This is a genomic window from Bifidobacterium miconisargentati (assembly GCF_019331675.1).
GTDB classification, from domain to species: domain Bacteria; phylum Actinomycetota; class Actinomycetes; order Actinomycetales; family Bifidobacteriaceae; genus Bifidobacterium; species Bifidobacterium miconisargentati.
This window is the reverse complement of sequence record NZ_JAHBBJ010000004.1, coordinates 1-17,309: the sequence shown is the minus strand read 5'-3', so window position 1 is coordinate 17,309 and position 17,309 is coordinate 1. Positions and strand designations below refer to the sequence as shown.

Genomic DNA, 17,309 nt, shown 5'->3' with positions numbered 1-17,309 from the left:
CATCTGTTCGAATACGTCAAGACGACACTCGAACAGATGTTTGATTTTACCTGGTGTTCACGGTATGCTGGTTCCAGAACGAAAGGAACAGACGTGAGCACCATCCCCTTCTCTCCCAAGCGGCCGGACGAATCCCTGCTGACCGAGCGCCAGCGCAAGGTGCTGGACGCCATCCGTTCGCATATCAACGAACAGGGTTTCGCCCCATCCTTCCGCGAAATCGGCGAGGCGGCGGGACTCAAAAGCCCCTCCTCCGTTAAGCATCAGCTGCAGACCCTGGAGGAGAAGGGTTTCATTCGCATGAACGCCAACAAGGGCCGCGCCATCGAAGTGGTGGCAGGTGCCACGGTTCCCGCCGAAGGCCCACGCGGTGGCGCCGCGGCTCCAGGCATCGCCGACGTCGAGGGCACCGCGGAGATCTACCAGTTCCCCAGCGCCTCGATCACCCAATCAAGGGATGTCCCGCTGGTGGGCCGGATTGCGGCCGGCGTCCCCATCACCGCCGAGCAGCATGTGGATGATGTCATGCGGCTGCCCGAACGCCTCACCGGCACCGGCAAGCTGTTCATGCTCGAGGTTCATGGCGATTCCATGGTGGATGCCGCGATCTGCGACGGCGATTTCGTGGTGGTGCGCGAACAACAATCCGCCGTCAACGGGGATATCGTGGCCGCCCTGCTGGACGACGAGGCCACCGTCAAGACCTTCCGCGAAGACAACGGCCACGTCTGGCTGATGCCCCACAACCCCGCATACTCCCCCATCGACGGCACGCATGCCACCATCATGGGCAAGGTGGTCACCGTCCTGCGCAAACTGTGACGGCCATCGTGTTCGAAACGGTGCTACACTGGCATCCAGCACAGGGAACCCCGGTCCGACGACCGGGGTTCCGTCGTATCGGGAACAAAACGCAAATGGTATTGAGAAGCGATTTCATTCAATACCCTCGTCAAGGAGTCAACCGCAATCATGGCCCATACGCATTCAACCGCGGCATCGTCTTCGACACCGGCCTCGAAAGCCCATCAGCAAAGGCTCATGGCCACCTTGGCGGTCACCGGCACGGTGTTCCTCGTGGAAGTCGTGGCGTCGTTCCTCACCGGTTCGCTGGCATTGCTGGTGGACGCCGGCCATATGCTCACCGATATGTCGGTGCTCATCGCCTCGACGGTCACGGCCATGCTCATGCGCCGCAAACCGAACAGCACACGCACCTGGGGATGGGCCCGTCTTGAGGTGCTCACGGCGGCCGCGGGCGCGGTGGTTCTGCTCATCGTGGGCCTCTATGCCCTGGTGGAGGCAGGCATGCGCCTGTTCGGGGGCTCGCGAGCCGAGATAGCGGATGTGGATCTGCTGCTTTTCGTCGGTATTCTGGGCCTGGCTGCGAACGTCGTTTCCATTTTCATCCTCGCTTCGCAGCGTGAGGACAATATGAACATGAAGGCCGCGTTCCTGGAGGTCATGAACGACGCGCTCGGTTCGGTGGCGGTCGTGGTCTCGGCACTGGTGATGCTTTCGACCGGCTGGAGCGGCTTCGACGCCGTGGCCGGTGCGGCGATCGCCCTGCTGATGATCCCGCGCGCCGTCAAACTGTTGCACAACGCCGTGCGCGTGCTGCTGGAGGAAACCCCTGAGGGACTTGATCTGGATCAGGTGCGCAGGCATATGGAAAACGTGCCGCATGTGGTGGCCGTCCATGACCTGCACGCCAGCACCGTGTCCACCGGCATGCCGATTCTCATGGCGCACGTGGTGGTGGAACGCGGCCTTACCATGGATCAGGCCGCCCAGATCCTCACCCAGCTCCAGGACTGCCTGCGCGAGCACTTCCCCGTCTCGGTCCCCCACACCACCTTCCAGCTCGAGCCCGAAGGCTACACCACCCCCTCCGCCCCCGACCTCCATAAATAACAAGCCATCACATACGCCAAAGGGTCTGATTCACAAAGAATCAGACCCTCACAAGGTATAAAAAATCGCCGTACGTGTGCGACTTCCGCGACGCGCAAGACGAAGGAATACAAAGGTATTTCGAGTCTTGCGCGGCACGGAAGTCGCTCCGTACGGCGATTTTTTATCAGAAGCCGAACTGGGCGGCGGTTTCCTTCAGCGTCTCGGCAGAGCGCTTCAGGGCGGCGAGCTCCTTGTCGGAGACCGGGGTGTTGATGGCGGTGTTGACGCCCTGACGGTTGAGGAGGGTCGGCACGGACATGCAGATGTCGGAGATGCCGTGGAAGTCCTTGAGCATGGAGGACACCGGCAGGATGCGGTTGGTGTCGTGCAGGACGGCCTCGACGATGTCGACGCCGGACATGCCGATGGCGTAGTTGGTGGCGCCCTTGCCGTTGATGATCTTGTAGGCGGCGTTCTTGACTTCCTGGTGGATCTCCTCGCGCTTGGCGGCATCCAGCGGCTCGTGGCCCGGCAGCGGGGTCCAGTCGCACATCGGGACGCCACCGATGGTGGCGGAGGCCCACAGCGGGACCTCGGAGTCGCCGTGCTCGCCGGCGATGTAGGCGTGGACGTTCTTGACGTTGACGCCGGTCTGCTGGGCGATCAGGAAGCGCAGACGGGCGGAGTCCAGGTTGGTGCCGGAACCGAAGACCTGGTTCTCGGGCAGGCCGGTGAGCTTCTGGGCCACGTGGGTCGCGATGTCGACCGGGTTGGTGATGAGCATGTAGATGGCGTTCGGGGCGACCTTGACGAGGCCCGGCATGATGGCCTTGAGGATGTTGACGGTGGCGCCGACGAGCTCCAGACGGGACTGGCCGGGCTTCTGACGCGGGCCGGCGGTGATGACGATCATGTCGGCGTCACGGCAGATCTCGGGATCGTCGGAACCGTCGATGGAGACGGTCGGGTAGAAGCTGGAGCCGTGCTGCATGTCGAGCACCTCGGCCTCCACGCGCTCCTTGGCGATGTCCTCGAGCACGATCTCACGGGCGACGCCACGCTGGGCGGCAGCGAAAGCAAGGGTGGAACCAACGGCACCGGCACCGATAATAGCAAGCTTCGTGGGCTTAACGGTAGTTTCCGCCATGATAGGTAAACCTCTCTTCAAAGGCGGTCTGCATCAAGGGCAGGCCTGATCTATTACGCCTTTACTCTATAAGCCCAGTGAGACGTTTTCCTACGGCACACCCGGGCCTTTTCATCACAAAACCGTATATCTTCCAACGATTGTTAGCGCTCACACCCAAACTGTGATTTGCGTCACTCCCCGATGGATTCCTCGACCACCTGAGCGGCGAGATGCGCGTCCACGTCCGCCTCGAGCAGCACGCCGTCGTCGCGGTATTCCACCTTGGACACCATGCCGTATTCGCGTACGCGCGAGAGCAGCGCGCCGGCCGTGTACGGCAGCAGCGCATGCACATGCACATGCGGCACCGGCAGCAGCCCCTCCACCGCATCACGCAGCGCGTCCAGCCCCTCACCACTGAACGCCGAGACGATATGCGCGTCCGGCTGCAATGCGGCGAGGCGGTCGCGCGCGGCCTGATCGATCTGGTCGGCCTTGTTGAACACCAGCACACGGGGAATCGAGGCGGTCCCCTCGATATCCGCCAGCACGTCGTTGACGGCGTCGATCTGGGAGAACGGATCCGGGTGGGAACCGTCCACCACATGCAGGATCACGTCGGCCTCGGCCACCTCCTCCAGCGTGGATTTGAACGCCTCGACCAGCTGGGTGGGCAGGCGGCGCACGAAGCCCACCGTGTCCACGTAGGCGTAGGCGCGTCCGTCGCGCGTCCTGGCGCGGCGCACGGCCGTGTCCAGCGTGGCGAACAGCGCGTTCTCCACGAGTTCGCGGGAACCGGTCAGCCGGTTGGTCAGGGACGATTTGCCGGCGTTCGTATAGCCCACCACGGCCACGGTGGGCAGGCCGAACCTGCGACGCGAGCCGCGCTTGATCTCACGCGCCGGTGCCATCTCGCGGATCTGGCGCTTGAGACGGGCGATGCGCGTGCGGATCACACGGCGGTCCATCTCGATCTTGGTCTCGCCGGGGCCTCGGGAGCCGATGCCGGCATCCGCTCCGGCCGCACGTCCACCGGCCTGACGGGACAGCGATCCGCCCCAGCCGCGGAGTCTGGGCAGCATGTACTGCAGCTGGGCCAGTTCCACCTGTGCCTTGCCTTCACGCGAGGTGGCGTGTTGGGCGAAGATGTCCAGAATCACGGCCGTGCGGTCCACTACCTTGACCTTGGCCGCGTCCTCGAGCGCACGGCGCTGGGACGGCGCCAGATCGTCGTCCACGATGATGGTGTCGGCCTCCTCGCGGGCCACGATGTCCGCGATCTCGCGTGCCTTGCCGCTGCCCACATAGGTGGCGGCATCCGGGCGGGCGCGGTGCTGCAGCAGGCCGTCGCACACCACGGCGCCGGCGGTCTCGGCGAGCGCGGCCAGCTCCCTCAGCGATTCCTCGGCCTTGGCCTGGGTGGTCTCGTACGATGACCACACGCCCACGAGCACCACCCGCTCAAGCCTGACCTTGCGGTATTCGACCTCGGTGACGTCCTGTAGCTCGCCGAGGCCCGCCACATGCTTGAGCTGGTTGCGGGCCTCGCGCTCCTCCCATTCCTGATTGGAGTCCTCATGCCAGCCCGCCACGCGCCGGCTGTCGTCCAGCAGGACCTCGGATTGGTCCGCCAATACGCCGGACGGCGAGGCGTCGGTGTCGCTGCGGGTGATGTCGGTGTACTGGCTGTGGTCGGTCAAGGGCGCCTCTCGGGTCGTGGTTTCGCGGTTTTCTCTGGCTCCTTATTATCATCAGGTGAGGTGACATGCCGGCAAGACCGGGCATGCGACGTGATGCGGCGATCATCGGAAGGCCACGGAAGGCGCTTGCCATGGGGCCGCACAGGACGAATCAGGGCAGGCCCGAACCAGGGGCCGCGGATCGCGGACGAACCACCGCGGGAATGGAGCAGCAGACATGGCCGAACAGTATTTCGCCGCGGACCCCGCGTCCAAGGACGTGCGCCGCACATTGGAGGTGACGCTGCGCGGGCGGGATGCGCGCGTGCAGGTCTCGAACGGCGTGTTCTCCGCCTCTCGTGTGGATCTGGGCACGTCCGTGCTGCTGAAGCATGCCCCGGAGCCTCCGGCCGAGGGTGATTTCCTGGATCTGGGCTGCGGCTGGGGCCCGATCGCCCTGTCCCTCGCCCTTGAATCCCCCGAAGCCCGCATCTGGGCCGTGGACGTGAACGAGCGCGCGCTGGATCTGACCCATGCGAACGCCCTGGCCAACGGCTGCGCGAACGTCCATACCGTGCAGGTGGACGAGTCCAGCGCTTCCCTGCCCGCGACGGACCAGCCGAAGTTCTGCGAAAGCGTGCCCGCCAATCTCATGTTCGACGTGATCTGGTCGAATCCGCCGATCCGCATCGGCAAGGAGGCGCTGCACACGCTGCTCATGGCCTGGCTGCCGAGGCTCAAGCCGAACGGCGCCGCCTATCTGGTGGTGCAGAAGAACCTCGGTTCCGATTCGCTCATCCCCTGGCTGGACGAGGCGCTGGGCGAGGACTTCACGGTGGACAAATACGCGAGCTCCAAGGGCTTCCGTATCATTGAAGTCCGTCATGAAATTTGAGTATCCCGCTGAACTTCCGGTTTCCTCCGCGCGCGATGAGATAGCCGACGCGGTCAAACATTCCCAGGTCGTCATCGTTTCGGGCCAGACCGGCTCGGGCAAGACCACGCAGCTGCCGAAGATCCTGCTCGAACTGGGCCGCGGCACGCATGGCCGTCAGATCGTGCACACGCAGCCCCGCCGCATCGCCGCCCGCACGGTGGCCGAGCGCATCGCCTCGGAGATGGGCGTGCGCCTGGGCGACGAGGTGGGCTATCAGGTGCGCTTCACGGACGAAAGCTCGCCGAAGACGCGCTTGAGGGTGGTCACGGACGGCATCCTGCTGGCCCAGATCCAGCGTGACCCGCAGCTGAGCCAGTACGATACGATCATCATCGACGAGGCGCACGAACGCAGCCTCAACATCGACTTCCTGCTCGGCTATCTCACGGCCCTGCTGCCCCGCCGCCGCGACCTGAAGCTCGTGATCACCTCCGCCACCATCGATTCGGTGAAGTTCAAGGAGCATTTCGAGCACGCGCTGCACGAGAAGGTGCCGGTCATCGAGGTGTCCGGCCGTACGTTCCCCGTGCAGGTGGTGTACGAACCGCTCGGCACCGCGCCCGCGCTCATGCGCGAGGTGCCGGGATTCGCCGTGGGCGCCCGCCCCGGCGACGCCGGTTACGAGGAGCTTGCGAACGCCATCGCCGAATCCGATGCGGACCGTCCGCGCGGCTCCCGTGGCTCGTCCTACGCCGACGACGGCATCACGGACATGCCCACCGCCGTGGCCCGCGCCTGCGCCGAGCTGGTCATCCACTCCTCGCATGAACGCGGCCCGCGCGACATCCTGGTCTTCGCCTCCGGCGAGCGCGACATTCACGAATTCGAGTCCGCGCTGCGCCATCATTACGGTCCCCGCGCCGACGACATGCGCCGCCCCGACGCCATCGAGATCATGCCGCTGTTTGCCCGCCTGTCCGCCGCGGACCAGCACAAGGTGTTCGAATCGCATACCCATCAGCGCATCGTCATCGCCACGAACGTGGCCGAGACCTCGCTGACCGTGCCCGGCATCCGGTATGTGGTGGATCCGGGTACCGCGCGCATCTCCCGGTATTCGAAGACCGCCAAGGTGCAGCGCCTGCCCATCGAGCCGATCAGCCAGGCCAGCGCCGACCAGCGAAGCGGCCGGTGCGGCCGTGTGGCGGACGGCATCGCCATCCGACTGTATTCGCGCGAGGATTACGAGACCCGCCCGCGCTTCACCGAGCCGGAGATCCTGAGGACCTCGCTGGGCGCGGTGGTGCTGCACATGCTGTCGGTGGGTGTGGCGCGCACGGCCGAGGACGTCACGAACTTCGGATTCATCGATCCGCCGGACATGAAGGCCGTCTCGGACGGTTTCAACGAGCTCACCGAGCTGAAGGCCATCGGCCGCAAACGCGGCGAGGTGACGCTCACGCATATCGGCCGTCAGCTGGCCCGCATCCCCATCGACGTCAGGCTCGGCCGTATGGTCATCGAGGCCGCGAAGACCGCATCCCCCAATACGTTGGCGGCCGTGCTCGTGGTCGTCTCCTTCCTGAGCCTGCAGGATCCGCGCGAACGTCCGGACGACAAGCGCGACGAGGCCGATCGCATCCACAACCGGTACGCGGACGAGACCAGTGACTTCCTGACGGCCCTGAACATCTGGGACCGCGTGTTCCAGGCGGACGGCGATCCGAGCAACAACGCGCTGCGCCGCATCTGCAAGACCGAGTACTTCAGCTGGCTGAGGATGCGCCAGTGGAAGGATCTGGTCTCCCAGCTCAGGCAGATGTGCAAGGAGCTCAAGTTCACCGTGGGCGACCCGCTGCCTTCCACGCGACCGGGCCTGGAGATCCGCCAGTTGCCGTTGAATCAGCAGCCGGCGCATTCGCTGTGCTGCGCGTGGGATGCGGACGGCATCCACAAATCCATGCTGGCGGGCCTGCTGTCCATGATGGGCATGCAGGTGGTGCGCGAGCCCAAGGCCTCCGATTTCGCGGGGTTGACCGGGGCTGCGCGCGCCCGTGCCATGAAGCGTGCGCAGAAGCAGTCGAAGAACGAGTACCAGGGCGCGCGCGGCACGCATTTCGCGCTGTTCCCGGCCTCCGCCGTGGCCAAGAAGACGCCCTCGTGGGTGATGAGCACGGAGCTGGTGGAGACCTCGCGCCTGTGGGCCCGGTATTCCGCGGCCATCGATCCGGCGTGGGCCGAGCCGCTGGCCGGGCAGCTCACGCGCACCACGTATGCGGAGCCGCACTGGTCCGGTTCGCGCGGTTCCGCGGTAGCCACCGCCCGCGTGCTGCTGTACGGTCTGCCCATCGTGCAGGACCGCACGGTGCAGTGGGGGCGCATCAATCCGCTTGAAGCCCGTGATTTCCTCATCCGCCAAGGCCTGGTCGAGGGCGACATCCAGCAGCGGTTCAGCTACGACGAGTTCGTGGCCGGCAACCGCGACATCCTCGAGGATGCGGCCGACGACGCGAGCCGCACCCGCCAGTTGGCGGACACCGTCTCCGACGAGGACCTGTTCGACTTCTACAATGCGGTGATCCCCGCGGACGTGACGTCCGTGGCCGATCTGGCCAAGTGGTGGAAGCATGAGCACGACGAACATCCGAACCTGCTCACCTTCGACCCCGCCAAGGTGGAGCGACTGGCATCCAGCGAGTCGGTGAGCCTGGACGACTATCCGGACCACTGGCATACGCTCGGCTCGGACGGCCAGCCCATCGACCTGCGTCTAAGCTACGTGTACGATCCGGCCGACCCCGCCGACGGCGTCACCGTGCACGTGCCGTTGAAGGCGCTCTCGCGCATCAGCCCGGAACAGTTCACCTGGAACGTGCCGGGCCTGCTGGACGAGCTCATCCTGTCGATGATCAAGGCACTGCCCAAACAGCTGCGCGTGCAGTTCGTGCCCGCCCCGGACGCCGCCCGTAAGATCCGCGACTGGATCGACGAACAGTACCCGGACCTGCCAGGCTCAGGCTCTCAACAGAAGCCGAACCTGCCTCCCGAACCCGCAGACGGCACGGCCGCAGGCGTCTGGCCCGATCTGGCTCACGTGTTCACCAAGGCCGCCATCGCCACCGTGGGCGCGCAGATCCACCCGGAGGTACTGGGACCGAAGCTTCTCGACCGGCTTTCGCCGTATCTCAAGGTCACGTTCGCGGTGGAGCAGCAGCTGCCGGCCGGACGCAACCAGCGCGGCCGCAGGCATGCGCGCGGTCCGGTCAAGGTGCTGGGCACTTCCAAGGATCTGAAGGCCCTGCAGCGCAAGTTCGCCGAGCAGGCCGAGGCCTCCGCACGACAGATGGTCAAAAAGCAGGCCGAGCAGGCCGGCGAACAGGGCAAGTTGGTGCAGAAGGCCAATCTGTTGCACAAGGCCGGCGCCACCACGGAGTCCCGTGCGGCGATGCTGTGGCGCGGCGCGTTGGATGCCCTGCGTCTGCCCGCCGAACGCATCTCCTCGCGCTGGCTGGGCGCCGAGGCGCTCATGCTGGCCTCCGCGCCGTACAAGTCCACCAAGGATCTGGTCGAGGACCTGCAGCTGGCCGCGGTCAAGCGCCTGCTGCCCAAGGTGGATTCGCTTGCGGACGACGAGGCGCTGGCGAACGCCGTGTTGGACGTGCGCGAGGTGTACGAGGACACCGTCTACCAGGTGGCCCATGACGTCATCGCCATCCTCAAGACGTACGCCGAAGTGGACAAGGCCACGTCCGGCAAGGCCGATCTGCCGATGCTTTCGGTGCTCCAGTCGATCCGCGAGCATATCGCCACGCTGGTCCACCCCGGATTTGTGGGCCGCACTCCCCCGGACGCGCTGACCTCGATCGCCCGATATCTCAAGGCGGATCTGAGCCGACTGAACAAGGCGAAGACGGACAAGAACCGCGACGTGAAATGGGCATGGCAGGCCGACGAGGCCAAGCAGTTGGTCGACAAGGCCATGGCGCACGCCAAGGCCGAACCCGCCGGCCCGAAGCATGAGGAGCTGATGCGCAAGGCCGAGCAGGCCCGCTGGATGCTCGAGGAGTTCTACGTGAGCCTATGGGCGCAGGAGATCGGCACCAAGGGACCGGTTTCCCTGAACCGCATCAAGAAAGCATTGGCGTGAGCGATCGGAAGGTTCCGAAGGCCTCGCGGAACGCCGGAGGCCGCGGACGTGGCACATCGTCGGCCTCCGGGAAGACCGCGGCCGGACGCGGGAAAACGGGCACGAGCCGTAGCGCCAAGGCCGGCCGTGCATCCGCATCTCGCGCCAAGGCCGCGAAATCGTCGCCTTCCCGCAATCGACGCCGGACCGGCGGCACCCGCCGGCGGAAGGCAGGGCCGCTGAAGCGCGCCTGGCGCCGCGCGAACTGGTTCGGCAAGCTGAAGATGGTGCTGTTTCCCACGGTGACGGTCATCGTCATCGTGGCGCTCGTCATCGCCGCCGTGCGTTTCGTACGCTGGCGCGGGGCGGTCATCGCCGCCGAGAAGGCGCAGCTGGAGCTGGCGCAGACCTACGATTTCAATCCCGGCGACATCATTTCGGACGGACAGTTCTTCAACGGTTCGGCCATGAGCGCGGCCGAGGTCCAGTCGTTCCTCGACCAGCAGGGCGGCTCACTGGCATCCATGACATTCGACACCACAAACGAATCGGGCGACGGCCTGTGCGAGGACTATGCGGGAGGCAAGGGGCAAAGCGCCGCAGCCATCATCGCGGCCGCGGGCGCGGCGTGCGGCGTAAGCCAGAAGGTGCTGCTCACCGTGCTGCAGAAGGAGCAGCATCTGGTGACGGCCGTGAACCCGAGCGCGTTCCAGTTGCGGTCCGCGATGGGCCTGAGCTGTCCGGATACCGCCGACTGCGACCCCGCCTACGACGGGTTCGCCAAGCAGATGTACGGTGCGGCGAAACGCTACCGCTATTACCTGGAGCACGAGGAGCAGTACGGCTATCGAGCCGGCGACCTCAACTACATCCAGTACCATCCGAACAAGGCGTGTGGCGGCACCCAGGTGTACATCGAGAACAAGGCGACCGCGCTGCTCTACATCTACACGCCCTACCAACCGAATGTGGCGGCCCTCGCCGCGGGCACCGGCACCGGGGACGCCTGCTCAAGCTACGGCAACCGCAATTTCTCGCTTATCTACACGGGCTGGTTCGGTTCGGCACGCTGAGCCCGGCCGCCGGACAGTGCCATATGTTCGGCGTCCGGCCCGACATCAGTCCTGGTGATTCAGCGCTCCGGGTGCTGCCCCACGTACGGTCCCATGAGCATGGTGACGACCATGCCGAGCACGGCGAAAATCGCACCCACCGGGCCAAGCCAGGTCAGGCCCAGGAAGTCGTTGGCGAGGCCTCCGACCGCAGAGCCGATGGCGATGCCGATGTTGAAGGACATCGAATTGAGCGAGGAGGCCAGGTTCATCGAGCCGGGATGCGACTGCGCGGCGACGTCCATGTACAGCACCTGCGAGGATGCGTTGAAGTGGTACATGAGCAGGCCGAGCACCACGAGCAGCACGGCGCCGTAGAGCGGGATCCAATGGGCCAGCGCCAGCGAGGCGAGCAGCACGGCATGCACGAGGAACACCCAGCGCAGATGGTAGAGCGGCTCCACTCCCCTGCCGTGTTCGGCGAGCTTGCCGGCGGTCAGGTTGCTGCACAGGCAGGCCACGCCGTACACCACGAGTCCCAGGCTCACGTACTGTTCGGGCAGGTGGATCTCGTCGCGCATGATCGGCGTCAGGTAGGTGTAGAACACGTAGCTTGACGCGGCTCCGAACACCACGGCGAACACGCCCAGATGGATGCGGCGGTCGAAGAACAGACGGAACTGGGAGAGGAAGCCGACCTTGATGATGTGACTGTTGCGCGGCAGCACCAGGAACATGGCGATGAGCAGGATCACGGTGAGCACGTTGATCATGTGGAACGTCCAACGCCAGCCGAACGCATTGGCCACCGAGGTGCCGATCGGCACGCCGACCACGGAGGCGATGGAGAATCCGGAGAACACCCAGGCGATGAACTTGGTGCGGTACTTGTCCGTGGTCACGTCCGGGGCGAACGTCATGGCGATGGCCACCAGCGTGCCGGACACGGAGGCGATGAGCAGTCGCGCCACGAGCAGCACCGGATAGTTCGGGGCGAACGCGCACAGGATGTTGCCCGCCAGGAAGACGCCCATCAGCGTCAGATAGGTGCGGAAGCGCGGGAACCGGGCGGTCAGCGCGGAGCCGAGCGGCGTGCAGGGGGCGTACACGAAGGCGAAGATGGCCACCAGATTGCCCACCGTCACCTCGGAGACCTTGAGTCCCTGCGCGATATCGGGCAGGATGCCGACCACCACGAACTCGCTCAGGCCCAGCATGAAGCTGGCGAAGATCAGGATGTTAACCGGCAGCGTGAAGAACCGGTCGTTCCTGGCGGTTTCGGTTGTTTCGCGAGGTGCGGTCGCCGGGGTGTTGGTCATGGCGGACTCCTTTGCTTTCTTCCGTGTTGCATGGTATTGGCCAACCCCTACAACGAAGGTCTTCAGACACGCGGGCAACGCCCGTACAATAGGGAGCGAGAAGGTTCTGCCATCGCATATGTTCCCGGGTTTCCGGGAACGGTTTTGCGAATAACCATCAATCGCTGATGTGGCAGCGCCAAGGCGACCGCACCGAGGAGGCTGCGCATGGGACTGCTCCGGCATGAGGACGATTACGTCTCCCCGTTCGAGGATGGCCTGCCCTCCTACATCGATCCGTCCGAACGGGCCGAGTATCTGTCCGGGATCGTCGAGACCAAGCAGCAGATGCGCGATCTGGCCGAACAGCGGGCCAAGGAATGGGCCTCCGCCTCGCGCAAGCCGGCGAAAAGCGGTTCGTCCGCAGCGCGCGGCCGGGACGATCGGAGCGGCCGGGACGATCGGAACAACCAATCCGGCAGCACACCGACGAAACGGCCCGTATCGCATCACGGCGGCAACGGTCGTGCCGCCAACGCGAGCGTCACATCATCCTCCCGGAGTTCCTTCCGCAAGCCGAATCCGGTCGTCGCGCGGCAGAGCGCCAAACAGCCGCGCAAGAAGCGTCATGGATTCGTCTGGGTGGTCATCATATGCGCCGTGGTGTGGGGCCTCGCCGGGCCGCTGTTCGACAGTGGTTCCGACTGGTTCTCCTCCTTCGGCCGATCATGGCAGGCACTGGTCGCCGACGGTGGCGAAGGTAGCTCCGGCGGTGACACGGCCGCGGATGACGACAGTAGTAGCGGCAACATCGCGGACAGCACGGCGGGCGCACCGGCCACCGTGGAGCGCACCGGCGACATACTCGATGGTTCGGGCGACGGCAAGGGCACGATGACCATCGCCTCCGCCAAGTCCGGCCCGACCGACTATTACGGGCGGTCCACGGTGATCGTCTCCTATGAATGGACGAACACCAGCGACAAGCCCCTGACGTTCGATGCGCTCGCCTGGCCCGAGGTCTATCAGAACGGGCTGCAGACGAACCAGATCACATTCTCCCGCGACAGGGACGTGCCCGGCTACGATGCCGATTCCATGCAGACCGACGTCGCGCCGGGCGGCAGCCTCACCACGACATTGGCCTATTCGCTGCGCGACGAAACCACACCGATCTACGTGCAGAGCGACCGGGATGCCCGGTACAGTGTCAGCCCGCTGGTGGTGTCCGGCTTCACCCCGAACGGCGACGGCACCTGGACGCAGGTCGACTCCGATTCGATTCCCGCGGCGCCGCAGGCCACGGACGGCGACCGCAGGGGCATGACCACCATCGGCTCCGACGAATACGACACCATAACGCTCAGGCTGGCCGGTGCCAGGCGCGGTCCAGCCTCCGACATCGACGACGAGCCGACCGCCATCATCTCCGTCGACTGGATCAACGAATCGAACGTCAGCGATGCGCTGTCCGGCTACGGCAAGGTAGAGATCAAGCAGAACGGCGTGCAACTGGAGAACGCCTATTACATGGATCTGCCGGACGGTTTCGTGGACAACGGATACCTGCTCAATATGCGGCCGGGTCTCAAAACGACCGTGGATTACGCGGTGGTGCTGCGCGATGAAGACTCCCCCATCACCGTCACCTTCACACCGTACGACGAGAAAAGCTCCCCGCTGACCGCGACGTTCACGTTGGACTGAATCTGCACTATATAGCCCTGATGACGTAGCTGGGTCCGGGGAATGTATGTCGTCAGACCGTAAGCTTGGCCGAACGGCCTTGAGTGTGTCGGACGACATACATTCCCCGGACCCAGCGTCAATCCCAAAGTCCCGCTCGTTTTCCGTAGACGAAGTGAGCGGCTGTGTCATGAAGACTCCCTCCGCTGAGGAGAGCTGTCGAACGCAGTGAGACTGAAGGGAGCATCGTATAGGGACGGGACTCCCCTCAGTCAGCTTCGCTGACAGTTCCCCTCAAAGAAGGGAGCCTGACATAGGAAAGGCCTCCGCATCGAACCGAACAACGAACGACGCGGAGGCCTTCAGCACAAGCCAAAGAGACGACTACAGCTTGGGCAGGTACTTCTTGAGCTCGAACGGCGTGACCTGCTGGTTGTACTCCTCCCACTCCTGGTGCTTGTTGTCCAGGAAGTATCCGAAGGCGTGTTCGCCGAGCACGTCCGCCACGAAGTCGGACTTCTCCATGATCTTCAGCGCCTCGTCCAGCGAGCGCGGCAGCGGCTGGATGCCCATGGCCTGGCGTTCGCCGTCCGTGAGCTCCCAAACATCGTCGCTGGTGGGTTCGCCCAGCTGCATCTGCTTGTCGATGCCGTCGAGGCCGGCGGCCAGCAGCACGGAGTAGGCCAGATACGGGTTGGCCACCGGATCGAGCGCACGGAACTCCATGCGCGCGGAGTTGCCCTTGCCTGGCTTGTACTGCGGGATGCGCAGCAGGGCGGAGCGGTTGTTGTGGCCCCAGCAGATGTAGCTCGGTGCCTCGTTGCCGCCCCACAGACGCTTGTACGAGTTGACGTACTGGTCGGTCACCGCGCAGATCTCCGCCGCATGGTAGAGGATGCCGGCGGCGAACTGGCGGGCGGTCAGGGACATGTTGAATTCCTGGCCGGCCTCGTAGAAGGCGTTGGAATCACCCTCGAACAGGCTCAGGTGCGTGTGCATGCCGGAACCGGGGGCGTCCGCCAGCGGCTTGGGCATGAAGCTCGCATGGATGCCGCGCTCCAGCGAGATCTCCTTGACCACGGTGCGGAAGGTCATGATGTTGTCGGCCGTGGTGAGCGCGTCCGCGTAGCGCAGGTCGATCTCGTTCTGGCCGGGGCCCGCCTCGTGGTGCGAGTACTCCACCGAGATGCCCATCTGTTCGAGCATGTTCACGGTGGCGCGACGGAAGTCCATGCCGGGGCTGCGCGGCACATGGTCGAAGTAGCCGCCTTCATCGATCGGGGTGGGGGCCTTGGACCAGTCGTCCTGGCTTTCGAACAGGTAGAACTCGATCTCGGGATGCACGTAGAACGTGAAGCCCTTCTCCTTGGCCTTGGCGAGCGCGCGCTTGAGCACATGGCGCGGATCGCCGAGGGAGGGTTCGCCGTCCGGGGTCAGGATGTCGCAGAACATGCGGGCGGTGCCTTGCGGGCCGCCGCGCCACGGCAGGATCTGGAACGTGGAGGGATCGGGCTGAACGATCATATCGTCTTCGGAGACACGGGTCATGCCCTCGATGGCGGAACCGTCGAAGCCGAGACCCTCCTCAAACGCGGCTTCCAGTTCCGCCGGAGCGATCGCCACGGATTTCAGTGTTCCCAGCACATCCGTGAACCAGAGACGTATAAAGCGCACGTCGCGTTCTTCGACCGTGCGCAGCGCAAACTCCTGCTGTTTATCCATAATCGACTATGGTTCCATAGCCGTGTTACGACCGGCGTTAACATCCCGTGTGATGTTCGGGGCCGATTCGTGAACCCTGGAATGCGGTTCGTCCAGGCCGTCCAAGTCGCACGCCACTTCCCCGGCGCATGCGGCCGGCCTGTTCCCCGAAGCGTTAAGGTAGTGCTATGAGCGAAGTAGCAGACCATCTCACCCCATCCCCCAATCCGCCCGTCGATGTCACGTCCTGGAAGCAGGCGGCAAGTCCACGCGAACGTTCCCGCGCCGGCATCGCCGCACGAACCAAGGCACCGCTCAACGCGCACGCCGCCTGGCAGGTGCGCGAGGGCCGGCGCGAGGCCATCGCACTGCTGGAGGAGCAATCGGCCATCCGCGTGCCGGAGCTGATTCCGCTGCGTTACAAGCGCATGAGCGTGAGCCCTTTCACGTTCTACCGCGGCACCGTGCTCATCATGACCAACGATCTGGCCTCGACGCCGGTCACCGGCATCCCGGTGCAGTGCGTGGGTGACGCGCATATCGGCAATTTCGGCATCTTCCGCTCCCCGTCCGCGCGCCTGGTGTTCGACATCAACGATTTCGACGAGACGGCGATCGGCCCGTGGGAGTGGGATCTGAAGCGTCTCGCGGTGTCCGTGGAGATCTGCGGCCGCGCGAACAAGATCAAGGAGAAGGACCGCCGTGCGGCCGTGCGGCAGTGCGTGCAGACCTATCGCACGCGCATGAAGTGGTTCTCCGAAATGGATTACCTGGACGCCTGGTACGAGCATCTGGACGTCGAGGAGACGCTGGACCGCTTCGAGACCACCGGGTCCAAGCGGTCCCGCGTGCTGCGCGAGGCGGCCATGAAGGCGCTGCTCAAGGACAACGACGCGGCCGCCGCCAAGCTGTGCCATTACGAGGACGGCAAACTGAGGTTCAAGTCGAATCCGCCCGAACTGGTACCCATCAACGAGCTCGACAACTACGCCGACCTGGAGGCGCTGCAGGCTCGCATCGACACGCTGTTCGAAAGCTACCGTCATTCCCTGTACGACGACCGCCGCATGGTGTTCGATCATCTGCGCTATCAGGATGCGGCCCGCAAGGTGGTGGGCGTGGGCTCGGTGGGCCAGCGCGCCTGGACGTCCGTGTGGATCGCCCGCGACATCGACGATCCGATGATGATCCAGATGAAGGAGGCCACCTACTCGGTGCTGGAGCATTATTGCGGCGCCTCGAAGTACGCCACGCACGGCGAGCGCGTGGTCCAGGGTCAGAAGCTCATCCAATCCACGGCGGACGTGCTGCTGGGCTGGTCCAGCTTCATGGCCGAGGACGGCCGCAAGCGCGATTACTACGTGCGTCAGCTGTGGAACGGCAAGGGGTCCATCGACATCGACAATCTCAATGCCTCGGGCCTGAACGATCTGGCCCGCATGTGCGCGTGGTCGCTGGCGCATGCGCACGCGCGCACCGGCGACTCCATCGCCATCGCCAATTACATGGGCGGCACGGACGAATTCGACCAGGCCATCGATTCGTTCGCCGTGTCCTACGCCGAGCAGAACGACGAGGACTACGCCGTCTTCAAGAAGCTGCTCAAGAAGGGCGAGCTGCACTGCGCGTGATGCGGGCTCTAGTCGCTCTTCCCTTAAGAAGGTATCGGAGTGTTTTTGGCTCCCCTCGCTGAGGGGAGCTGTCGTCGTAAGACGACTGAGGGGAGCACACCCGCATGTGAACCGCACCCTGATTGTTGGATTGGAGTAATTCTGGTTCGGTGATCGGAGGTGCGGTTTCTCATGTCTGGGGATCGCAGGCGTCGTTACGACGACGGGTTCAGAAGGAACGCGGTGGGGTTGATC

The 17,309-nt window shown here is 64.7% G+C and carries 11 protein-coding genes; 7 read left to right on the top strand and 4 right to left on the bottom strand.

The genetic code is table 11. From position 1 onward, the window contains the following. Window positions 1–93: 93 nt before the first annotated feature. Entirely contained in the window at window positions 94–822 is a 729-nt protein-coding gene (gene lexA, locus KIH81_RS03415) for a transcriptional repressor LexA (protein ID WP_476695646.1), read from the top strand. 150 nt (window positions 823–972) lie between these two features. Further along, complete coding sequence (locus KIH81_RS03410; RefSeq protein ID WP_214304080.1) at window positions 973–1,914, top strand: cation diffusion facilitator family transporter; 942 nt, start codon at window positions 973–975, stop codon at window positions 1,912–1,914. Between the two features lie 166 nt (window positions 1,915–2,080). Here KIH81_RS03410 and KIH81_RS03405 read toward each other — a convergent pair whose 3' ends face one another. Continuing rightward, window positions 2,081–3,043, bottom strand: coding sequence for an L-lactate dehydrogenase (locus tag KIH81_RS03405; RefSeq protein ID WP_109057758.1), 963 nt, complete (start codon window positions 3,041–3,043; stop codon window positions 2,081–2,083). Window positions 3,044–3,216: 173 nt separating this feature from the next. Further along, window positions 3,217–4,725, bottom strand: coding sequence for a GTPase HflX (gene hflX, locus KIH81_RS03400; RefSeq protein WP_214304079.1), 1,509 nt, complete (start codon window positions 4,723–4,725; stop codon window positions 3,217–3,219). Window positions 4,726–4,942: 217 nt separating this feature from the next. On the opposite strand from hflX, the gene KIH81_RS03395 reads away from it, so the two are divergent. The 3 genes from KIH81_RS03395 (at window position 4,943) to KIH81_RS03385 (ending at window position 10,780) form a co-directional block, all read left to right on the top strand. After that, window positions 4,943–5,599: a class I SAM-dependent methyltransferase gene (locus KIH81_RS03395; RefSeq protein ID WP_214304078.1), complete on the top strand. Its 657-nt coding sequence runs from the start codon at window positions 4,943–4,945 to the stop codon at window positions 5,597–5,599. Further along, on the top strand, window positions 5,589–9,728 hold the full coding sequence (locus KIH81_RS03390) for a DUF3418 domain-containing protein (protein ID WP_214304077.1): 4,140 nt from the start codon (window positions 5,589–5,591) through the stop codon (window positions 9,726–9,728). Before KIH81_RS03395 ends, KIH81_RS03390 begins: the two co-directional genes overlap by 11 nt. A gap of 263 nt (window positions 9,729–9,991) precedes the next feature. Continuing rightward, the gene (locus KIH81_RS03385) at window positions 9,992–10,780 is read left to right on the top strand and encodes a hemagglutinin (RefSeq protein ID WP_214304178.1); all 789 of its coding nucleotides are present in this window, start codon (window positions 9,992–9,994) and stop codon (window positions 10,778–10,780) included. Window positions 10,781–10,839: 59 nt separating this feature from the next. Here KIH81_RS03385 and KIH81_RS03380 read toward each other — a convergent pair whose 3' ends face one another. Then, complete coding sequence (locus tag KIH81_RS03380) at window positions 10,840–12,078, bottom strand: MFS transporter (protein WP_214304076.1); 1,239 nt, start codon at window positions 12,076–12,078, stop codon at window positions 10,840–10,842. Between the two features lie 207 nt (window positions 12,079–12,285). On the opposite strand from KIH81_RS03380, the gene KIH81_RS03375 reads away from it, so the two are divergent. Then, on the top strand, window positions 12,286–13,764 hold the full coding sequence (locus KIH81_RS03375) for a DUF5067 domain-containing protein (protein WP_214304075.1): 1,479 nt from the start codon (window positions 12,286–12,288) through the stop codon (window positions 13,762–13,764). Window positions 13,765–14,127: 363 nt separating this feature from the next. Here the strand turns inward: KIH81_RS03375 and glnA are convergent, their stop codons facing one another. Continuing rightward, window positions 14,128–15,465 carry a type I glutamate--ammonia ligase gene (gene glnA / locus KIH81_RS03370; protein WP_109058150.1) on the bottom strand — a complete coding sequence of 446 codons (1,338 nt, stop codon included), beginning with the start codon at window positions 15,463–15,465 and terminating at the stop codon, window positions 14,128–14,130. A 167-nt stretch (window positions 15,466–15,632) separates the two neighbouring features. Here glnA and KIH81_RS03365 point away from each other — a divergent pair, with 167 nt between their 5' ends. After that, entirely contained in the window at window positions 15,633–17,075 is a 1,443-nt protein-coding gene (locus tag KIH81_RS03365; RefSeq protein WP_214304074.1) for a DUF2252 domain-containing protein, read from the top strand. The last annotated feature ends 234 nt before the right edge of the window (window positions 17,076–17,309 follow it).